General features: G+C 46.7%; 21 protein-coding genes. 4 read left to right on the top strand and 17 right to left on the bottom strand.

The window, feature by feature from the left end; translation table 11 throughout:
- Positions 1–27: 27 nt before the first annotated feature.
- The 4 genes from FGS84_RS05155 to FGS84_RS05140 are packed head-to-tail and all read right to left on the bottom strand — an operon-like array spanning position 28 to position 4,594.
- Entirely contained in the window at positions 28–1,641 is a 1,614-nt protein-coding gene (locus tag FGS84_RS05155; RefSeq protein ID WP_138306616.1) for a mannitol dehydrogenase family protein, read from the bottom strand.
- 43 nt (positions 1,642–1,684) lie between these two features.
- Positions 1,685–2,968, bottom strand: coding sequence for a TRAP transporter large permease subunit (locus tag FGS84_RS05150; RefSeq protein ID WP_138306615.1), 1,284 nt, complete (start codon positions 2,966–2,968; stop codon positions 1,685–1,687).
- Positions 2,969–2,970: 2 nt separating this feature from the next.
- Positions 2,971–3,561, bottom strand: coding sequence for a TRAP transporter small permease (locus tag FGS84_RS05145; RefSeq protein WP_138306614.1), 591 nt, complete (start codon positions 3,559–3,561; stop codon positions 2,971–2,973).
- A gap of 10 nt (positions 3,562–3,571) precedes the next feature.
- A complete protein-coding gene (locus tag FGS84_RS05140) occupies positions 3,572–4,594 on the bottom strand; it encodes a TRAP transporter substrate-binding protein (RefSeq protein ID WP_138306613.1) in 1,023 nt (340 codons plus the stop codon).
- A 313-nt stretch (positions 4,595–4,907) separates the two neighbouring features.
- Between FGS84_RS05140 and FGS84_RS05135 the strand changes: the two genes are divergently transcribed.
- Both FGS84_RS05135 and FGS84_RS05130 read left to right on the top strand, forming a co-directional pair.
- Positions 4,908–5,930 (top strand): alcohol dehydrogenase catalytic domain-containing protein, encoded by a 1,023-nt coding sequence (locus FGS84_RS05135; RefSeq protein WP_138306612.1) that lies wholly within the window; start codon positions 4,908–4,910, stop codon positions 5,928–5,930.
- 142 nt (positions 5,931–6,072) lie between these two features.
- Positions 6,073–6,750, top strand: a complete 678-nt coding sequence (locus FGS84_RS05130) for a GntR family transcriptional regulator (protein ID WP_138306611.1) — start codon at positions 6,073–6,075, stop codon at positions 6,748–6,750.
- 162 nt (positions 6,751–6,912) lie between these two features.
- On the opposite strand, the gene FGS84_RS05125 is transcribed toward FGS84_RS05130, so the two are convergent.
- Both FGS84_RS05125 and frlD read right to left on the bottom strand, forming a co-directional pair.
- A complete protein-coding gene (locus FGS84_RS05125) occupies positions 6,913–7,629 on the bottom strand; it encodes a GntR family transcriptional regulator (RefSeq protein ID WP_138306610.1) in 717 nt (238 codons plus the stop codon).
- 107 nt (positions 7,630–7,736) lie between these two features.
- Positions 7,737–8,522: a fructoselysine 6-kinase gene (gene frlD, locus FGS84_RS05120; RefSeq protein ID WP_138306609.1), complete on the bottom strand. Its 786-nt coding sequence runs from the start codon at positions 8,520–8,522 to the stop codon at positions 7,737–7,739.
- Between the two features lie 208 nt (positions 8,523–8,730).
- Here frlD and FGS84_RS05115 point away from each other — a divergent pair, with 208 nt between their 5' ends.
- Positions 8,731–9,558 (top strand): sugar phosphate isomerase/epimerase family protein, encoded by an 828-nt coding sequence (locus FGS84_RS05115; RefSeq protein ID WP_138306608.1) that lies wholly within the window; start codon positions 8,731–8,733, stop codon positions 9,556–9,558.
- Positions 9,559–9,633: 75 nt separating this feature from the next.
- Here FGS84_RS05115 and FGS84_RS05110 read toward each other — a convergent pair whose 3' ends face one another.
- A complete protein-coding gene (locus tag FGS84_RS05110) occupies positions 9,634–10,608 on the bottom strand; it encodes an SIS domain-containing protein (RefSeq protein ID WP_138306607.1) in 975 nt (324 codons plus the stop codon).
- A 74-nt stretch (positions 10,609–10,682) separates the two neighbouring features.
- Between FGS84_RS05110 and FGS84_RS05105 the strand changes: the two genes are divergently transcribed.
- Positions 10,683–11,486, top strand: a complete 804-nt coding sequence (locus FGS84_RS05105; RefSeq protein WP_138306606.1) for a histidinol-phosphatase HisJ family protein — start codon at positions 10,683–10,685, stop codon at positions 11,484–11,486.
- 101 nt (positions 11,487–11,587) lie between these two features.
- On the opposite strand, the gene FGS84_RS05100 is transcribed toward FGS84_RS05105, so the two are convergent.
- The 10 genes from FGS84_RS05100 to FGS84_RS05055 all read right to left on the bottom strand — a co-directional run bounded on the left by FGS84_RS05100 (position 11,588) and on the right by FGS84_RS05055 (position 21,213).
- A complete protein-coding gene (locus FGS84_RS05100) occupies positions 11,588–12,475 on the bottom strand; it encodes a PfkB family carbohydrate kinase (protein WP_138306605.1) in 888 nt (295 codons plus the stop codon).
- A 25-nt stretch (positions 12,476–12,500) separates the two neighbouring features.
- Positions 12,501–13,334, bottom strand: a complete 834-nt coding sequence (locus tag FGS84_RS05095) for a sugar phosphate isomerase/epimerase family protein (RefSeq protein WP_138306604.1) — start codon at positions 13,332–13,334, stop codon at positions 12,501–12,503.
- A gap of 12 nt (positions 13,335–13,346) precedes the next feature.
- Positions 13,347–13,775, bottom strand: coding sequence for a secondary thiamine-phosphate synthase enzyme YjbQ (locus FGS84_RS05090; protein ID WP_138306603.1), 429 nt, complete (start codon positions 13,773–13,775; stop codon positions 13,347–13,349).
- Between the two features lie 3 nt (positions 13,776–13,778).
- Positions 13,779–14,630, bottom strand: a complete 852-nt coding sequence (locus FGS84_RS05085; RefSeq protein WP_138306602.1) for an amidohydrolase family protein — start codon at positions 14,628–14,630, stop codon at positions 13,779–13,781.
- 97 nt (positions 14,631–14,727) lie between these two features.
- The gene (locus FGS84_RS05080; RefSeq protein ID WP_138306601.1) at positions 14,728–15,582 is read right to left on the bottom strand and encodes a carbohydrate ABC transporter permease; all 855 of its coding nucleotides are present in this window, start codon (positions 15,580–15,582) and stop codon (positions 14,728–14,730) included.
- Entirely contained in the window at positions 15,579–16,460 is an 882-nt protein-coding gene (locus FGS84_RS05075) for a sugar ABC transporter permease (protein WP_138306600.1), read from the bottom strand. The genes FGS84_RS05080 and FGS84_RS05075 overlap by 4 nt, the downstream gene beginning before the upstream one ends.
- 187 nt (positions 16,461–16,647) lie before the next feature.
- Positions 16,648–17,967 (bottom strand): sugar ABC transporter substrate-binding protein, encoded by a 1,320-nt coding sequence (locus tag FGS84_RS05070; protein ID WP_138306599.1) that lies wholly within the window; start codon positions 17,965–17,967, stop codon positions 16,648–16,650.
- Between the two features lie 30 nt (positions 17,968–17,997).
- A complete protein-coding gene (locus tag FGS84_RS05065; protein WP_138306598.1) occupies positions 17,998–18,897 on the bottom strand; it encodes a sugar phosphate isomerase/epimerase in 900 nt (299 codons plus the stop codon).
- A gap of 51 nt (positions 18,898–18,948) precedes the next feature.
- Positions 18,949–19,917 carry an SIS domain-containing protein gene (locus tag FGS84_RS05060; protein WP_138306597.1) on the bottom strand — a complete coding sequence of 323 codons (969 nt, stop codon included), beginning with the start codon at positions 19,915–19,917 and terminating at the stop codon, positions 18,949–18,951.
- A 300-nt stretch (positions 19,918–20,217) separates the two neighbouring features.
- The gene (locus FGS84_RS05055; RefSeq protein ID WP_138306596.1) at positions 20,218–21,213 is read right to left on the bottom strand and encodes an SIS domain-containing protein; all 996 of its coding nucleotides are present in this window, start codon (positions 21,211–21,213) and stop codon (positions 20,218–20,220) included.
- Between the last annotated feature and the right edge of the window lie 220 nt (positions 21,214–21,433).

Here is a 21,433-nt window from a genome sequence, read left to right as displayed (position 1 = left end):
TTTTGTGCTTTTCTTCATTTATGCGGATTATGAATCCAGATACTTCCGGAGTACTGCTTTTACTGCTCCCGGTCCTGCAATCTCATCCACAAACATTTCTTCTATCTTTTCACCGATGCCTGCCTCATAGAGATTAACCCCAAATATGTTTGCATTGGACAGGATGGCCTTTAGCTGTCCGTTGTATGTTTCCGGCCTTCCCACCACAATTCCGTCCAGTACCTTGGTCAACTCCGGCACCAGGGGGTCTGGCGAGAGTTCATATGCCCTGCCTTCATCGTCCACAGCCAGCAGATACCTGCACCAACCGGCAATGGCAAGGGGAATGGCAGTAAGCTTCCCGGCATCTCCGTATTCAGCCATATATGCTTTAATGGTTTCCCCAAACCGAATCCCTACCTTCTGGGACGTATCAGTGGCAATCCGCTGAGGCGTATCTGGCATAAAAGGATTTGGTATTCTCACATCTATGACCTCGTTCACAAAAGCCTCCGGCGACAATATACCAGGGTCTGTCACAACCGGCATCCCCTCTCCAGGTCCAATCCGGCGCACCAGCCGGTTCAGCAGCGGGTCCTTCATTTCATCCGCAATCAGTGTATATCCCAATACACATCCGTATACTGCCAGGGCTGTATGAAGCGGGTTCAGACATGTTGTAACCTTCATCCGCTCCACTTGATTGACCGTATCCCGGTCCGTCATAAAGACTCCTGCCTTCTCCAGAGCCGGTCTTCCATTGGGGAAACAGTCCTCTATGACAAGGTACTGGGGTCCCTCTGCATTTACAAAGGGGGCTATGTATGTCTTTCCGGAAGTGATGATTGGAGCCATATCCTCTACACCGGCTCTCTCCAGTTCATCCTGCACCGAATCAGCCGGGCGGGGCGTGATTTTATCAATCATGGACCACGGAAAGGATACCTGCTCATGATTGGACAGATATGCAATAAATCCGTCCTCCACATACCCTCTTTCATTCCACGCCTCTGCCACGGCGGCAATGGACGCCTGAAGCCGTTCACCGTTGCGGGAACAATTATCCATGGATACCACTGCCAGAGGCAGCTTTCCGGCCTTATATCTTTCATATAAGAGGCTGCATGCCACGGCCATGGCTGACGCGGCCCTGTCCGGTCCATTATCAATGTCCGCCTGGACAAATGGGAAATAGACGCCGTCCGCCCCCTTTAAGGCATACCCCTTTTCCGTGATGGTAAAGGACATTATCTGGAGTCCTGGATCAGCAAATACAGCCTTTAACCGTTTCCAGTCCTCCGCCTCCCCAGCCCGGGCCTTCAGAGCCTCTGTAAGGGAGCCAATGACCCTCTTATCCGTGGAGCCGTCTGCTTTCAGCGTGACTCCCAGCACCAGATTGTCGTATGGCTTATAAATCCTCTCAATTATGTCAAAGTCAAAGGTCTCTGCGCAGGTGATTCCCTTGCTGCTCAGCCGGTCTGCAATCAATGTGTCTGCAATGCCTCCGATGAAGATGCGAAAGATATTTCCCGCGCCAAAGTGCACCCACACAGGGGCCTTGCGGGTTTCTTCCGCCACCGTCTCCACATCGTAGGAGGGAAGGCTGACGCCGGCCTCCGCCCACACCTTCCTGTCCTTAATTCCTTCCAATGTCAGCTTCATACATATCGTCCTTTCTGTTATTCACCTTTCTTTTACCTTTCTGTTATTTACCCAGGAAAAATGCAGCCGGAACCGTTACCAAAGGCGGGAACAGAATCAGCAGCACCAGTATGACAACCTCTGCCAGCAAAAAAGGCCACACTGCTTTCACAATTCTCTCCATATTAATCTTGCCGGCGCTGCACGCCACATTCAGCACCGTACCAACAGGAGGCGTAAGAAGTCCCATAACCGTATTCAGAATAAACACCACTCCAAAATAGACCACATCAATGCCTGCTGCCTTAACTGCAGGGAGCAGTACCGGGGTCAGTATCATGATGGTAGGCGTCACATCCATGGAGGTTCCCACCAGAAGCACAATTCCCGCAATGACCAGCATGAGAAGGGTTGGATGGGCGATAAACGGAGCCAGTATGCCTGTCACGATGGATGGAATGTTTCCCACGGTCATGAGCCAGGAAGATACCATGGCTGCTGCGGCCAGGAACATAATCACGGACGAAGACTTAGCGGCAGATACCAGACAGTCCATCAGCATGGATATCTTCAGTTCCCTGTACACAAAAAGTCCTATAATCAGGGCATACACTGCGGTGATAACCCCTGCCTCGGTAGGCGTAAATTTACCGCTTCTCAGTCCCACCAGAATAAATACAGGAAGGAGCAGAGCCCAGAATCCGTCTGTCAGCGACTTCACCACCTGTTTCCTGCTCTGTCTGGGAGCTGTGGGCAGTTCATCCTTCCTGGCCACAAAGAACCACAGGATGCACAGGGAGGCTGACAGATAAACTGCCGGCGCTATGCCTGCCATAAAAAGGCTTGTAACCGATACGCTGGCCTGTACGCCGAAGATAATCATGGGAACCGAGGGCGGCATAATGGGTGATAAGATATTTCCGGCCGCAATAAGCCCTGTGCTCTTATCCCTGTTATACCCGGCCCGGACCATCATGGGAATGAGAATCGCCCCCAGTGCAGCCGTGGATGCCACGGCGGACCCTACCATGCTGGCAAAGAGAAGAATAGCCAGTATGGACACATATCCAAGACCGCCCCTTACATGGCCTACCATGGCGTTGGCCGCATTGACAATCCGTTTGGTGATTCCTCCCCTGTTCATGAATTCCCCTGCCAGTATAAAGAAAGGAACTGCCATCATGGAAAATGAATCCGCGCCCGAGAACAGGTTCTGGGACAGAATCTGGGAATTAAAGCCGTTCATGAACAGCATCATGCAGACACCGCTGAACAGTAATGAAAAACAGATGGGCAGCCCGATTGCCATGGACCCAACCAGTGATGCCAGAAATACTATCAAAGTCATGATTATTTACCTCCCTGTTCATTTAGACGCCTGACATATTCTTCGTCAGACAGCTCCTCCGACTGTTCCATTGCTTCACTGGCAATGTCATCATCATCATTGTGCATGGTGACAATATCTGTTATTTCCCATGGGTGCTTCAGGGCATATACGATATTGGTAACAGCCAGGATGGCAATGGAAATGCCGGTTATGATGCCTCCGAAGTAAAGCACGGAATAGGGAATGCCAAGAGCAGCGGTCCTGGACTGAGTATTCTGAAGGACCATCTTGAATGCCCCATGGACCAGAATGCACATAATAGCGGCAATCAAAACCCTGGATATAAGATACAGCGCCATCTGTACCCTGGGCCTGACTCTGGACAGCAGGGTATCCACTCCCAGATGGGCATTGGAATGCATGGCGCTGATGGCGCCAATATATGTAACATATACAAAAAGGTATCTTGCCAGCTCTTCCGACCATGTAAGACCGGAATTAAAAAAGGTCCTCAATACCACATTCAGGAATACAAACAGCACCATAAGGCCGGTCAGAATCCCCGTAAAGCAGTCAATCACGTGAAACAGCTTATCAATCAATCGGTTCATAGTCCTCTCCTTACTCGATTTCTTCAATCATTTTTCTGATATCCCCAGCCCATTGGTACTTTTCATCCAGATAATCATAAACAGGCTGTATCTTTGCCTTCATGGCCTCCCGGTCCTCATCTGACAGGTCCGTAACCGTAAGGCCGTTGTCTTTCATGAACTGCTTATCGCCGGCCAGCTGGTCTATGTAAAGATTCCACGCATAGTCTGAGGTTTCATCTGCCACCTGACGGAATATCTCCCTGTCGCCCTCATCCATGCTGTCCCAGAACTGGCTGCCGGCAAAGAGCTCCAAGGAAGCCACGATGTGATTGGTATCGTAGATATAATCCTGGACCTCATACCATCCCTCATTCTTAACCGTGGACAGAGGATTGTCCTGGCCGTCCGCAACTCCCTGTTCCAGAGCCGTAAACACTTCGCCCATATCCATAATGACCACATTGGCCCCCAGACTTTCAGCCAGCTTCACATGAATTGGGTTATTCGGCATCCTCAGCTTCTGTCCTTTGAAATCATCCAGCCCCTCCAGCTTCTTATTGGAGGAAAATGCCCTTGCCCCATTGGGAAACCACGACATCAGGGTCACCGGCTGTTCTGCCTCCAGCTCTCCCGCAATATAATCCCCCAGCTGTCCCTGGTAACACCTTCTGGCATGGTCCACATCCCGGAACACAAACGGGAAATCGGGAATAGCCATCACCGGTGTCTCAGACCACATAGGCGTACCCACCACGCACATCTCTATGATTCCGCTTCTGGTATAGTCATAGGTAACCTTCTCGCTTCCCAGTACGCCGGAGTCATATATCTGGATATCATATTTTCCTCCTGTCAGCTCCTCAAGTCTTGGTTTAAATACTTCCCTCATTGCCATGGAAGCCGGTGTCTGGCTGGAAACGCAGACAGCGATTTTCACCAGCTTTCCTTTATTCATACTTCCGTCCTGGCCGCTGCAGCCCGCCAGGGTACCCATTACCGCCATAGAAGTAAGGATACACAATCCCTGCTTCACAATCTTAGCAAGCTTCATAAGTGAAACCCTCCTAAATGTAATTAATCAAAGTTTCCTCAAGTTTCCGCACACGTCATTCCATAATTATACCGGCTATATTTAGTTTGCGGGATACGATATTTCTGGTGTATCGCGTCCTACTTGTATGGTAGTATATAAGCTAAAATCTTGCAATATGTAAATATATCCAATATTTTTGGTGCATTTTTGTATATTTATACCATTATTTTTTCTTAACGCATAAAATACTTGACATTTTTCCGCGCATTAACTAGTATACAAGTATGTAAGTTCTCCGCACACGCCGGGCCAAAAAAGGAGAACATTCAATATGAAAGCAGTACAGATTTTAAACCCAAACACATTACGTGTAATCGACATTGCCAAACCATCCGTAACAGAAGAAAACAATATATTGGTACGCATGACTGCCGCCGGTATCTGCGGTTCGGATGTGGGCATTTACCACGGCACCAATGCAGCTGCAACCTATCCCAGAATCATCGGGCATGAAATGGTGGGCGTGGTAGAAGAATCAGGCTCCTCTGCCGTTTCCCTTCATCCGGGCGACCGGGTTATTGTCAATCAGGTTACAAGCTGCGGTCACTGTTATCCCTGCCGCATAGGCAGAGGAAATGTCTGCGACAGTCTGGCTGTAAGGGGAGTCCATATAGATGGAGGATACAGGGAATATATTGCAGTTCCGGAACAGGACTGCTATCTGCTGCCTGATTCCATCTCAGATACGGATGCCGTGATGATTGAGCCTGCCACCATTGCCATCCAGTCCTGCACCAGGGCGGAGCTTAAAAAGGATGACCTGCTCCTCATTTACGGATGCGGCGCATTGGGAAGCTCCATTTTAAAAATTGCACGGCTGCTCTGCGGCTATATTATAGTGGCAGACGTTGTGGATGAAAAATTAGAAGGGGCAAAATCCGCAGGAGCCGCCCACACCATCAATGTATTAAAAGAAAATCTGGAGGAAAAGGTAAAGGAATACACCCATGGGCACGGTGCCACGGTGTCCATAGACGCTGTCTGCGGAAGCGATTCCCTGATTCGTCTGCTGAAGGCTACCGGCAACGCAGGGCGGGTCATCACCATGGGATTTTCCACCTCTCCCACTGAAATCAACCAATTTCTCATCACTTCAAAGGAGCTGGATGTAAGGGGTTCCCGCCTTCAGAACAGGATGTTCGGCAGAGCCATTGACTTAATCAGGGAAGGGAAGCTTAATCTGACCGGAAGTGTATCCCACACCTTTCCCCTGACAAGGGCTCAGGAAGCATTTGATTTCGTGGACTCCCACGACCCGTCCATCCGCAAAGTAGTCCTGACCTTTGATTTTTAGCTGCATCCCGGAAGGATGAACTGTAATTAAATGGATGACCTTCTGGTAAATAATGATAGCCTATCCGTGCTTTCGGTAGTATACTAGTACATAACATAGAGTATGCTGGTATGTTAAAGGATTTAAAAGCAAGGAGGAACACATGAAAGTACTGGAAAGGCTGTCTGCTGAGAATGCCCGGACCTACGCCCTGAGGGTCCTTCAATATAATATTATCAATCTGGAGCTGGCTCCTGGAAGCGCGGTAAGCGAAAATGAGCTTTCCGCCGTCCTGCAGCTCTCCCGCACCCCTGTGCGTGAAGCCCTCATTGAACTGAGCAAGGTGGGGCTGGTGGAGATACAGCCCCAGAAAGGCAGCTATATCGCCAAGATTGACTATGAACTGATTGAAGAATCCCGGTTCATGCGCCTGGTGCTGGAAAATGCAGTGTTAAAGCTGGCCTGCGAAGGCATTTCCCAGGAATACATGGACAAACTGAAAGAGAATCTAAAAAAGGAAGGGGAGACCCTGAAGGAAGGTAAGCCGGAACGGCTCTTTGAACTGGATAATGAGTTCCACAAGCTCCTCTTCCATTCCGTGGACAAAGCCCGCACTTATGAAATCATACATTCCCAGATGGTGCATTTTGACCGTCTCCGGACTCTTTCGTTAAAGACCGTCAAGCCTGATAAGACTGTGGAGGACCACGAAAACATTCTATATGCCATTGAGCGGCGCGATGCAGAACTGGCTGAGATGCTGATGACCCGCCACCTTACACGCCACAGGGTGGAGAAGTCGGAGCTGGTAAAGGTTTATCCTGAATATTTTGTGCAATAATAAAAACCTCCCCTGAGAGCGCAGATGAAACTTATCCCGCTTCTCCGGGGAGATTTTTTATTCTTAATTTTGTCCTGTTATATCGCTGCAGGCAGTCTGTCAGGATATCAAAAAAGAGCCGCCCCAAAAATGCAGCCGCCCTTTTGGTTTTGAGGACTGATATTACCAGTTGATTTCTACCTTATAGCGCACCGGATTCACTACCTGTTTACAAATATGGATTGGCTCACCCTCAGCATTGTGTGCAGTATCCCTCTGAAGAAGCAATGCCTGGTGTGGCTCCAGATTCAGAAGCTTCTGCTCTTCCTCCGTGGCATAGCACACATCAATTACTTTGGTTCCGCCTACGGGATATATTCCATGCTCACCCAGTATTTCATAGATAGAACCTGTCAAATCTTCTGCAATCAAAAAAGAGTACTTTGATGGAAATTTATTCTCCTCCACTATCACAGGCATACCGTCACAATACCTGACCCTTTTAATGCGTATGACCCTGCTTCCTTCCGGAATGTCCAGTTTCCTGCATTCACTGATTGTGGCCTCGATTGAATCGGCAATTAAAAGCACGGAGGATGCTTTTTTGCCCATGGCTTCACAGAACTGCGTAAAACCCATGAAAGAATTGATGGACCGGCTCAGCTTTCTGACCCCTACAAAAGTCCCTATTCCCTGCTGCTTTACCAGATAATCCTCATCTACAAGTATGGATATGGCTTTGCGCACCGTTATTCGGCTGACCTCATATTCCTCACTCAACTCGGTTTCTGTCATAATACGGTCATTTTCCTTTAATACACCACTGTCTATCTGGGACTTAATTTCATCTACCAACTGCTGGTACAGAGGAACGCTTGAATTTTTGTTTAACTTGCTCATACGAATTCTCCCTATTGTCTGCCACAGGCGCATCACTTTATGATGTTACTAATGGAAGTATAACATCTTAAAACATAAAAATCAATGAAGGCAGGGGGATTTTTCTATCAATAAGGATTGAACTTTTGTACAATCTGCGCGGACAATATGGCCCCCTCCCCAAGACAATCCTCTATTTTCTTTCCTGTCATAAGGCCCCAGGTAAAGCCGGCTATGAACGAATCCCCTGCCCCCACTGTATTGACCACAGGCACTACATTGATTCCATGCTCATAAAACCGGGTTCCGTCGTAACACATGCTGCCTTCTTCCCCAAAGGTTGCAACTACGTAATCAGGTCCGTACGACTTGGCCTTTATCAGGAAATCCTTGATTTCCGGCGTCTTCTTCTCGCAGGAAAAAAATGCACAATGTACATATGGCAGTATTTTTTCCATGTTTGCCTCATCTTTATTGACAGAGAAATCAAAGATGACCTTACATCCCGCTTCTTTAAACTCCGGGAGAAGATGGAGAACCTTTCCGGTTAAATCTGTATGAACATAATCAAACGTCTTTGTATATTCAATATCTTTGCGGGTTGGAACATAGTTTTCCATTACGCCGGGTATGTTCTCCAGATGTACCCTGTCCACACCATCTTTCAAAGCCATTCTGTAAACGGAGGTCTTTCCCTCCTTCATCTGCAGGTGTGACGTATCCATGCCGTATTCCCGGCATAAATCAAACATCTCCTTTCCATATTCATCGGTTCCCACTACCGATACCACTGCAGTAGACACCCCGCGCCTTGCCAGATGGACAATACAGTCAACCCCATTTCCTGTAGCATACCTTCTACCGATATTCTCGTACACGTCAATACAGCAAAAACCAATTGCCGCCATGTTCATAACCAAATCCTCCTGCCCATTATTATAACGTTATATAACATATTGTTTAATTACAGTATAACATCGTCACAATATCATGTCAACTGTTTCCCATATATTCTAGTGATAATCTAATAAATTAATTGATAATATTATGACGTTATGATACAATATAATCACAGTCATACATTTCAAGTCTGGCTACAACAAGATACAAGGAGGACTATCTATGAACAGGAGCAGTATTGTGTGCGGTAACTATTCCTACGGTCTATACAGCCTGGACTATTTTTTAGAATCCATGAACCGGCTGGAGCAGACCAACATCGAATTCTGGGGCGCCGGCCCACACCTTTATCAGGATGAATGTTCTGTCTCTGATGTTGAGAAAATCGTCAAAAAGATACGTAAACATGATTTACAGGTCATCTGCTACACCCCGGAGCAATGTATGTATCCTGTGAACATCGCTTCCCGGGATAAGACTATTCATGCGTGGAGCCTCCGCTATTTGAAACGCTCTCTGGAAATTGCCAGTCAGATGGAGTCCCCCAGGACCCTTGTTACAATCGGCCAGGGCTACCGGAATGAGTCCCGGGACGAGGCGTGGAAACGCTGCCGTGAATCCCTTTTAGAGTTAGCTGAATATGCGGGAAAGATGGGTACTGTAATTATGCTGGAGCACCTTACCAGAACAACGACCAATCTATGTGTAACAGCCGCACAGCTCAAAAACATGATGGATGAGGTTGAAGGCCCTTACCTGAAGGCAATGGTGGATGTGGACATGGCTGCCCGTGTGGGGGAAGGCCCCAGGGAATATCTGGAGGCCATGGGTAATACAATACAGCATGTACACTTTGTCGATGGGATGCCGGGAGGTCATCTGGCACTGGGTGACGGAATTCTGCCCCTGGAACAATATATGAACGATTTAAACAGCTTCGGCTATGACCAGTACCTGACGCTTGAAATATTAAGCGACCGGTACCATGAGAATCCCGAACCGGCCTATGCCCAGAGTATTGGCTGGTTTACTGCCAGAGGGTTCATCTGATACACATTCTTCCTGGAAAAAGGGAAGCATCCGCGGCCAGCCGCAGAACGCTTCCCTTTTTTCTTTATTAATCTGTTAATATTCTACTTTCCACATATACCTTCTGGTATTATAATCCTTCTTAGAAGCAAAGGACAGGGCTCTCATATATACATTATTAAGAACCGGTGAAAATATAAGATGGTTAAAATATTCGCATACTGAATCTTTTATCCGGTTAATTCCCAATTCCTTCGCATCCAGAATGTAAACCTGGTCACCGCCATATTTTTTCAGGAAGGTAATTGCCCTCTCGTCTGCCGGCCTGGTCCTCCCCTCCGCCACAAGTAAGAATACGGAGACAGACTTATCCAGGACCTCAAACGGTCCATGAAAAAACTCACAGCAGTTTACGGTAGGAGAATCAATTTGGAGCATTTCCATAATATTGCAGATGGAAAATATATAGGCTGAGCCCATGGCCGGTCCGCTGCCCATTACATAGATGGTTTTCTGGTCCTTGTTTTTCCAGGCCCATTTCTGAGCCAGGGGCGCTGCATAGTCCACTGCCTTTCTGTAAACATCATCTAAAATCGAAAAGGCAGCCATGGCATCCTCATAACCGGCATAACCTTCCGTTTCTTCCAGCAGGGTCATGGCCAGCTTAAGGCCTATGCTGGAATTAACCTGGTCCTGGCTGCTTTCATCCAGAGCAATGCTCTGGTATTGAAGCTTAAAATCACAAACCTCCGTGAGAAGCGAATCCTGCACGTACAGTCCCACCGTAACAGCCCCCAGTTCTTTCGCAATCCGGGCAGCCTCACAAGTCTCAGGAGTTCCCCTCATGGAACAGATAACAGCCAGTGTATTGGGACCGCAGTATTTAGGCGGGGCAAACACAAATTCATTGCTGGTATACATCTGGGAACGAATACCCGCCGACTCATGGTCCATGAAATACTGTGCCGGATAAAAACCTCCATAAGAGCCTCCGGCGGCAATCCAGGCCACACTCCTGATTCCTCCCTGCTGTTCCCGCATTTTAATAACTTTTTTTACTAATTCCTTCATTTTCACTTTCCCTTTCGTCCTTTTCATTATATAATGTATTATATCGTCATATCAAATAAGCAAAGGAGACCACCATGATACAATTTGACTACCATACACACAGCAGCATTTCACCTGACGCATCCTCCTCCATGAAGGAAATGTGCATTTCAGCCGTTCAGAAAGGCCTGATAGAAATCGCCATCACAGACCACTATGAATTCCTTGACTTTGGTAAAATCCATACTACCTTCACTCCGTCCTATATCAGCCATTATCTGGACACTCTCAGCCAATGCAGAGAAATTTTTGATGGCAGGCTGACCGTCAAATACGGACTGGAGCTGGGCCAGATGTACCTTCAGCCGGAATATGCTGCCGCGGTCCTTAAAAACCACCCATGGGATTATGTCATAGGTTCTGTCCATAAACTTCATAATACAGACCTCTCCCAATTCACTTTTTCCCAGGATAACTATCTCGAAATTGCAGGTGAATATTACTCCGGCCTTTACCGTCTGGCCTTAACAGGCGACTTTGACTGTCTGGGCCATCTGGATTTGGTAAAACGTCATACCTCCAGATATGGACTGCCGGACTGCTCTGATGTTTATATGCCTGCCATTGAAAAAATACTCAAGGTGCTCATTCAAAGAGGCAAGGGCCTGGAACTAAACACCTCCGGGTTCCGGCAGCATCCCTGTGACGGATACCCATCCGCTGATATACTAAAGCTGTATCATCAGTTGGGCGGAACTATCATCACAGTGGGGTCTGACTCCCACAATGCCGGAGATGTGGCCAGCCATTTTGACCTGGCATCAAAATTCCTCGAGGAATGCGGTTTCCGGCATATTGCCCGTTTTACAAGACGCACGCCCTCCTTCATCCCCATCTGATTTGTTCCTCTTCTGCCACCGGTATTCGGCTGTCTGACTTCTAATCCGGTTGTACCGGATTTATGAAACAACAGGGGGCTGTTGAATGCAGCCCCTCTGTTTTACCACTCTTTTCCGTATCCAAAGGCACCGTCCTGCTTACATGTGCCGGACGAAAAAACGGCGGCCTGGCTAAGACATATGCGTACCAGATGCTGCTGATATATGCCTGCCTCTGTTAATCCATGTATGCCTGACTCTGCCGGGAAATCAGCAGCCCACCTCATTCCATCGCAATATCCCACCAGAAATCTGGTTATAAATGAATCTCCTGCACCCATCGTATCCACTGCTTTTATCAGATATGGGGACTGGCGGTATATCTGGCCATCCACCATGACCACGGCTCCCCTGCTCCCTCTGGTAGCTATGACGATATGCCGGCATCCGGCGTCCATAATATCCTCCATCAGTTCCAGGATATCCGCCTCCTCCATATGGCTGCAGGAAAGACATGCGCAGTCAATGTATGGGCAGTATGTCCTAAGATGATTTTTCTGGAACCGGTTGGAAAAATCCAGGGATATGAAACCGCACCATTGCCGCAGATTGGCCATCTCCTGTTCTACATAGCTGAACATACTGGTATGTACGATATCAAAACCGGACAGGTACTCATAATCCAGTTTGCTGAGTTTTAAGGGATGTTCCCTCAGCACGCCTCCTTTATTAGAGCCGGTAAATACCCGGTCCCCATCCTCCAGCTTCACTTGGGAATATCCATTTTCCCCGTCTTCATACCGGCAGTGTGACAAATCCAGCCCCAGTTCTAAGGCCGTATTGTGAACATGGGCAGCTGCCAGGTCAGAACCAAAGACACCCAGATATGCTGCCTCTGTGCCCATCATGCCTGCATATACAGCAAAATTCATGGCATTACCGCCGGGATACATGATATGTCTGTCCATATACATGTCCACTACATTATCTCCCAGTCCAATTACTTTCATGGGTCTTCTTCCTTCCATTTTACGTTCAGCCGGATATATAGGATACCAGCCAGTCATAGGACTTCTTCATGGCATATTCCGGGTTCCGCGTGTAAAGGTTATTCAATATCTCCAGGCTAAGGTAATAGGGGTAGGCTGCCTTATCCAGCTCATTCATCATATGCGGAAGGTCCAGTTCCCCTTCCCCTAATGCAAGGTGGCCGTTTGGCCTGCCATCCCCCACGTGAACATGGCGCAGGTACGGACCCAGGTCTGCAATGGCTCCCTCCATTGTTTCATTGGAAAATCCCAATGTCGCTGTATCTATCATTCCCATAACAGCCGGGCTTCCCGCCTCTTCCACCATACGGGCTATATCCTTTGCTGTCTCTGTAATAGTGTACTCCTTTGGAGAGGTTTCCAGAGCAATGGTGATGCTATATCCCTCCGCTATCCGGCCCAGATAAGCCACTGATTCCACGGACCGTTTCCATATATCTTCATCCTTTTCATCTAAGCAGCCAAATCCCGACAAAAACTGGCATAGCTGAATATCCATTTCTGCCGCAAATTCCATAGATTTCACATATACATCCAGGCTGCGTTTTCTGGCCGCCACATCCCTGGCAGCTATGTTTACCGGATACAGGCATTGTTCCGGCGTAAAACAAACAGGGGTGAGATGGCGGCCGCGCAATTGTCTCTTCACGGCCCTTACCTGTGAGAGTCCTGCATCGTCCACATGAAGATGGGGATAGCATGCATAGAACTCCATGTTTGATGCCCCCATGCGCTCCAGTGAATCCAGGGCATACTCCAGTGAATATTTAAAATAAGGATAATTGGATACTGCTATCTGGTCCGTTTTTAAATTTTTCATGCATCCGGCCTCCTATTCGCCCTGAACCTGTATAAATATTTTTCTGACTTGAGGGCCATCAAATTCCGCCAGATAAATATCCTGGGCAAAACCGCACTGGATTACCCCATCCTTGATGGGAAGCACAGCATGATTACCGCAGAGCAGGGACCTCAGATGACCCGGCGCATTTCCTCCGGTAGCCCCATAGCTGGGAAGAAAGTGGGCATGGGCATACGGATAATTAGTCGGAATCAGCCGTTCCAGAGTCTCCTCTATGTCTGTATAAAGACAGTCCAAATTTTCATTTACCGTAATTCCAGTGGTTGTGTGGGAGGTAATGACAAACACCACGCCATTTTTAATCCCGCTCTCTGCTACAAAGTCCCTGACCACCTGTGTTACCGGAATCAGCTGGAATTCCTTCTCTGTTATGTATTTTTTCTCCATCATCTTAACCATGATTTAAGCCTCCAGTCCTAAAAATCTTATTGCATTGCCGCCCAGCACCTTTTCTTTCGTAGCCGGTTTCCAGTCAAGGGAATCCAGGCCGCGTTTAATCCTGGCTGTGCGGAAACGCGGGTTATTGGAACCAAACATCACCTTATTCTGGATATTGTGTTCAATCCACAGATGGCCCAGCTGTTCTGTCAGCACCTCCCGAAGGAAAATTTCCGGGGAATCCATGTACAGCATGGAAGTATCTGTATAAACATTTGGGTATTTAAGTACAAGGGCCGTTGTCTCATAAATCCATGGCCATCCAAAGTGCGCCAGGCAGAATCTCAGTTCCGGGAATCTGACTGCTACTTCCTCGAAATTAATGGGCTGGGAATACTTCATAAGACAGTCCGGCTCCCAGGACATACCCGCATGGAACATAATAGGTTTGTTATATTCAATACATTTTTCATAAATTTTATCCATCATGGAATCAGCCGGATAAAATACCTGTTTAGATGGATTCAGTTTAAGCCCCATAAGCTTCAGGTCCCTAAATGCATAGTCCAGAATTTCCAGAGCATCCGGCCGGTGAGGGTCAACGCTGGCAAAACCATAGAACAGGTCCGGAGCCAGGTCCATCATTTTCCGGACCTCCTCGTTGGTCACTGCCCATCCCTTCATTTGGGTAGTCAGGTCCAAGGGCAGCAGTACCAGCTTATCCACTCCTGCGAATTTCATCTGAACCCGAGTTAAATCCACCGGGAATGTGGACATCAAATCCCATCCCATAGCCTTTTTTCTAAATTCAATCTCATCCTTATCCTCGCTGATTTTTTCATAGAAACCAGGATGTACATGCATATCAATTACCATTGTTATACCACCTTTCATTATTGGTTCTTCATTATTAATTAACGTTCCATTTACAAATCTTCATTGCTGCTTCCTTATTCTCACTTCTCCGGTACACCTATCCTTTGACAGCTCCTGCCGTAAGTCCCTGGACGATATACTTCTGCATGAAGACAAAAATGAGAATAACCGGAAGGACAGCCATGCATCCAAAAGCCATGGCGCGGCACCACTCAACACCGTAACGCCCTACCACATTATAAATGCCAGTGGTAACCGGCCACATGGTACTGTCTGTTACATAAGTCAGACTGTACATCATATCCTGATATCCGAAAAGAAAGCTGAATACAAAGGTGACTGCCAGCCCATTGGCGCTCATGGGAAGCATAACGCGGATGAAGGACTGGAATGCATTGCATCCGTCAATCCTGGCCGCCTCATCAATTTCCGTGGGAATTCCCACGAAAAAGGCCCGCATCATCATCAGTGAGAAAGGAATGGCCAATGTACAATTGGACAGGATTGGAGCCCAATATGTATTGTAAATGCCAATTTTCTTGAATATGATGAAATTCGGTATTAATGTAAAAATCTGAGGAAGCATCTGTGACACCAGAAACAGGAAGACAATCAGGTTCTTTCCCTTAAGCCGGAATCTTGCAAGACCATAGGCTGCCGGCACTGCAAGACATACCGAGATGACCATGGTACAAAAGGATATGAGCAGGCTGTTCTTAAACGACCCCAGAATATCAAAGGTAACCTGGTTAAGCTGTGTTATATATGCCTCCAGGGTAGGGCGAAGGGGAAATATCTCCGGAGGCCGCGCAAAGACGGATGCCTCTGTCTTGAGAGAACTTGAAAACAGCCAGTACAGTGGGAATATCATAAACAGAAAGCATATCACAGCTACTGCTGTCTGTAACTGTTTCATTCGCTTCTGCGTAAAAAGAGCAGTCCGTATTGTCATGATGCATCCTCCCTTCCCAGCATCCTGGTATAGAAAAGCCCAACCACAAATAATATAAGAAACAGTACATTTGCAACCGCTGCTCCCTGCGAGAAATTGAATTCCACGAAGGAGGAACGGTAAGACAGAAGAGTCATAAGCTCAGTTCCATTGGCCGGTCCTCCTCCTGTCATAACGTAAATCATCTCAAAGCAGCGGAATGTGTATACAAATCCAAGTACCAGAATTGCCTCGATGGAACTCCGAAGCTGCGGCACCGTAATATAAAAGAACTTCTGAAATATATTTGCACCGTCCAAAATCGCGCTTTCATACAGCTCTGCAGGGATTCCTGCCAGTCCCGAAGAAAGCAGAATCATATTAAATGGAATACCGCACCAGATATTTCCCACGATAACGGAAATCATGGCTGTCTTTTCCGTTAAAAGCCATTCAATCGGCTGACGGATAAGGCCAAGCGCTAAGAGAATCTCATTTGCAATACCTCCGCTCACATTAAATATGAACTTAAACAGTATGGCGCTTACGGTGGCCGGCATGATATAGGGAACCATCATCACAGCCCGCATGAACTTGAATCCCTTCGATTCTCTGTTAAATAAAACCGCCAGAAAAAAACCAATACTGAATTGAAATACAATGCTTCCAATTGTAAAGATAAAGGTATTCTTCATGGCATTCCAGAACATCTTATCTTTAAATATTTTCACATAATTATCGAATAGGACAAACTTTTTATCTTTTGACAGCAGTGTCATAACATCCACATGCTGCATGCTGAGTATGGCATTGTAAATCACAGGATAGAACATGAACATGGCCATAAACAGAAATGCCGGTACAACAAACCAATATCCTACCTTATCACTTCGTCTCATGTAGTCTTTAAGCCCCCTTAAGGATAATCATCACATAAGATGCCGCAGGCCCTGTCAGAAAAGACATGCGGCATCTTAAATCCACCAAATTAAAGCTCAGGCACGGGGCATGGTACAAGCACTATCCGTTGTCTTACAAAACCCCTGTTAAATGGCATCTGCCGTCATCAAACCATTTACCGGCTGTCTATTTTGCCAAAGCTTCGTCAATAATCTTCTGGCCTTCCTTCACCGCTTCCTCTGGCGTCTGCTTTAAAGTCAATGCATTCTGAAGGGCTGTCTGATATCCAACTGAAATTTCAGGCCACTTGGGAGTCACGTCCCGCGCCCTTGTGTAAGGAATCTGTTCAATAAATGCCGGCCAGTACTCTGCCTCTGTATAGTCAGGGTCAGTCAGGGTTTTCTCCATTGCCGGGAATTCATCTGTTGCCAGGTTCCATTGGGAGTTCCTGTCATAATCCAGGAACCACTGCATGAACTTAAATGCCTCATCCACGTTCTTACCCTTCACAATTGCCAGGTTCTCCCCGCCGTACACATTTGCCTTCACTTTATCACTTGGAAGAGGCACTACATCCCAGTTCAAATCCGGTGCGTTATTTTTAAGCCACTGAATTCTCCAGCATCCCATAACCATGGAAGCCACCTTTCCATTGATGAACTGGGTGGGAATGTCTCCCTGAGTCCAGTTAACCACATCCTTGGGCATGGAACCGTCTTTAATCATATCGGTAAACATAGTCAGTGCCCTGATGCCTGCTTCACTGTCCAGTTTCATGGATTCACCGCCCGCAGACCAGAAGAAGGGGATAAACTGGGATGTTCCTTCTTCAGATGGATGAGCACAGAAGGAAAATCCATAATGGTCATCTGTTGTCATGGCCTTTGCAAATTCCTTAAGCTCCTCAAAATTGGCAGGCGGCGTAACTCCTGCTTCTTTTGCCATATCCACATTGTAGTACAAACCCAGGCAGTTGGATTCTGCCGGAAGTGCATAAATCTTATCCTCATATGTACAGGTCGCCATGATTTGGTCATAATACTCGTCAAACTGCGGGAACTGGGAAACCCGCTCTGTGATATCCTCAAAAATTCCCATGGCTGAATACGCCGCACAGTCGCAGTTGTCAATAAATACCATATCCGGCAGGCTGTCCGCCACAGCGCTCATGGATAACTGTTTCTTAAAGTCTGCAAATGGCAGCACTGTCACCTTTATGAAGGCAGTATCACATTGGGCGTTGTATTCGTCCACCCATTTCTGGAACTCTACCTGTATGCTTTCGGTTCCAAAATAGTGCCAGATATTGATTTCCTGTTTTTCCTGGCTGCCGTTGGCTGCTGTTGTCTGTCCTGCTGTCTGTCCTGCCGTAGCTGCAGCATCTCCTCCGCCTCCGGCTGCTGTGGTGGGCGCGGCTGAACTGCCTCCGCATCCTGACAGCATACCTGCCGCTATAGCTCCCATGGTAACCCAAGCCGCTAGTCTTTTTCTGGTGCTGATTTTCATGGTTCTCCTCCTTTTTAATCATGTTTATTGTTAATTCATTATCTGTTCCATTACATACTCGAACGCTTCCATGGCATATCTGTGGGCATCCATAAAATAGGCCCTCTGGCATATCTCAATGGTAATATACTCCTTATACTCTTTCGCAGCCAGCTCTCTGAGATACTTCCCTATGGGCAGGTTTCCTTCCCTCAGGCCGATATGCCCAACTACCTTCCGCCCTTTCCTCAAATGCTCGGGAAGCTGCCTGTCATACCATGACCTTTCCTGAACAATGGTATTACCCAGATGGACATGCTTTACATTATGAATCCCCAATACCCCGATGTTTTCATCCACCCCCTGGTCAAACTGCGCTAACTGTACCGTATCCAGCATTGCCTTCAGATTTGGGTGGCCTACCTGGGCAATCATCTGCTGCTGTTGGTATACTGTATTCATAAAAAGCGATTCTTCCTGTGATTGGGTTTCCAGCATAAGGCACACCCCGTAATCCCCTGCTGTTTCCGCCAGCTCCTTTATGGAAATCTGGCATCTCTGCCATATGTCCGTTTCCGGTTCATCGATATACCCGTTTCCCGGACACAGAAGCATCCGGTCTGCCCCCAGCCAGGAGGTAATCTCAATGGCCTTCTTCATATGTTCGATGCTGCGGCGTCTGATTCTGTCATCCCTACAGCTTATATCAACCGGATATGTATTCTGCTCCGGACAAAAGCATACCAGATTCAGCCCTTTGTCCTCTATTCTCTTTCTGAATTGCCCGGTGCTCTCCCGGTCCTGGTCATCTACACAAAAGTGAGGCTTTGCTCCCCATAACTCAATGTTTTCTGCGCCGATTTTCCTGACCGAGTCCAAAAAATATTCAAAAGACCATGACACATAATGGTAATTGCCAATAGCAATCCGGGATTTATCAATCGTTCCCATATATCCCTCCGTTTTCTGTAAAGCCTGTTCTGCCGCCTTACTTCCCGGATATCAATACTCCAGTTTCCACATATATCTTCTCTTTGTCAGGGGATGATTTCTTACAATAGCTAACTGTTCCGCATATACCCTGAGTACAGCCGAGAGTACGATGGGGTTAAAATAATCGACTACCGATTGATGTAATTCGGAACCCAGGCCAAAGTCCTTTCCATCCAGCACGGTTACCTTTGCTCCGAACCTGTTCAAAAAATCCAATGCCCTGGAATCAAGGGCTCTTGTTTTCCCTTCGTTCATCAAAAGGATAAAAGGAACATCCTTATCCACGATTTCAAAGGGACCGTGGAAGAATTCACCGTCATGGAACGAGCCGGAATTCATCCACTGCATTTCCATCAAAAGGCAGATGGAAAAAGCATACGCCTCTTCATGGCTGGCCCCGCTGCTCATCACATATATAACAGAATCATCTTTGTAGCTCTTCGCAAACTGCTTTGCATTTGGCAGTACAAAGCTGACGCTTTTTTCCACCAGGTCATATATTTTTGATATGGCATCCTGCATTCTGTCATAATCTTCATATCCCTCAAACTGGTTAAGAATCTCTGCCGCCAGAGCCAGGACATTCACTGCCTTCTCCTGCTTTGCAGCATAGTTGGCTTCAAATCCATGCACAATGATGTAATGCGCATTCTGGGCTAAGGGCGAATTACCATCATGGGTAACTGCAATTACCTTTGCCCCTAACGCCATGGCTTTTTTAGAAGCTTCCACTGTCTCCGGAGTATTGCCTCCCAGGGAACAGGTAATGACAATACTGTTCTCGTTGACAGCAGCAGGCGTGGCATGCACGAACTCATTGGCAGTATAAAGGCTTGCCCTTAAAGTCCTGGCCCTCTCCTCCAGAAAGTATTTTGCAGGATACAATTCTGCCTTGGATGCTCCGCATCCAACAAAAAATACAGCCTTTACATCTGGCCTTTCTTTCTTTATCTCTGCGATTATCCTTGTTATTTCCACCTTGATTTCCTCCTTGATTTTGTTGATATATAATGTCTTATAACCTATTGACACAAGTATATCATATTTATAAAATATTGCAATATATATTTTTAATTATTAAATATTTTTGTATATATTTCACAATGCATTGTATGGTCCCTTAGATAATTACACTGATTTTTTATTTACTTTTAGGATATTCAGCTTAATATATATAACGTTATATAATGATGGACGCCATTTTATCATGCCGTATTTTTACAGAGATTAAAAGGAGAGCGCTGTCTGAAAGCAGCTCTCTCCTCCTCGTTTTCCGTCTTAATAATCCAATCGTCTGTAATATCTTCTGATTGCCAGCGGATGTCGTCTGGCATATTCCAGGTGAATGGATACCCTTTGAAATGCCGAGCGCATAATGATTGGGCAAAGGATTCCTCTGAATTCATCACTGATACCTTTAAGCTCATAATCTCTGCTGTCAAATACCGTTACCTTTGCACTGATTTTATGTACAAAATTCTCCACCCGGTCCATAAGGGGACGAGTCCTGTCTTCACCCTTAATCAAAATAACAGATGTATCCTTGTCAATTACTTCCAGGGTTCCATGAAAGAAATTGGAAGCCGATATGGGCCTGGTACGCATCCACTGCATTTCCTCCATGATACACATGCCATAGCAGGTTGCCCAATCCTCCAGATTCCCGGAACCTACCAGATACTGAATCGGCTCATCCTGATACGTATCAGCATACTTGGCAGCTTTCGCATCTGACTTTTTATAGATTTCAACCACATTTTCAGGCATATTTTTCAGTTCCTCAAAAAACGTGTCATAGCTCGGAAACTGACCCGCATGATACATGAACCGCAGTGTTACTGTATACCAGAAATAATAACCTCCTCCTGTGGTGGTAATCAGGTAATCGGATTTTTCGTAAAGAGGACTCCCTTCCTTCTCCACATATCCTATTACCACAGCCCCTGCCTCATGGGCCTTATCCACAGCTTCCACCACTTCCTTGGTGTCTCCGGATATACTTTCAATCACCACCACGGAGTCTTTGGAAAAATGGGGATTTGGTACGGCACAAAAATCTGCTGCATTTTCAACGAATAACGGAATGGTTGAACCCTCTTCCCGGACAATATGTGCCATCTGGCTGGCATAGAGAACAGTTCCACCTATTCCAATATAGAAGATATTGGAATATCCTCTGGCAGCAATCTCATCTACTGCTTTCTCTGCTGCGCTTACAATGCCAAGACCGTTTCTGTGTTCCTGAAGAATCTTTGCCTCATCAAAATTAAACATGCCTTTGCCTCCTGATATAATATATTTATGTATATAACATATCATAACATCATATTATGTTCAAGACATTTCTTGTTTTTACATTATATTTCAATTACATTCTGCTGCATTACATACCATTCTCAGATAAAAAACAAAAAAAAGGACCACCCATGCCGGATTTTTGGTTCTTTCTGGACTTTGGGTATTACAAGAAAAAGTAGATACGAGAGTATCTACT

The organism is Clostridium sp. 1001271st1 H5, assembly GCF_005845215.1.
Taxonomy (GTDB): domain Bacteria; phylum Bacillota; class Clostridia; order Lachnospirales; family Lachnospiraceae; genus Enterocloster.
The sequence above is the reverse complement of the archived record's forward strand: the minus strand, read 5'-3'. Positions and strand labels throughout refer to the sequence as shown.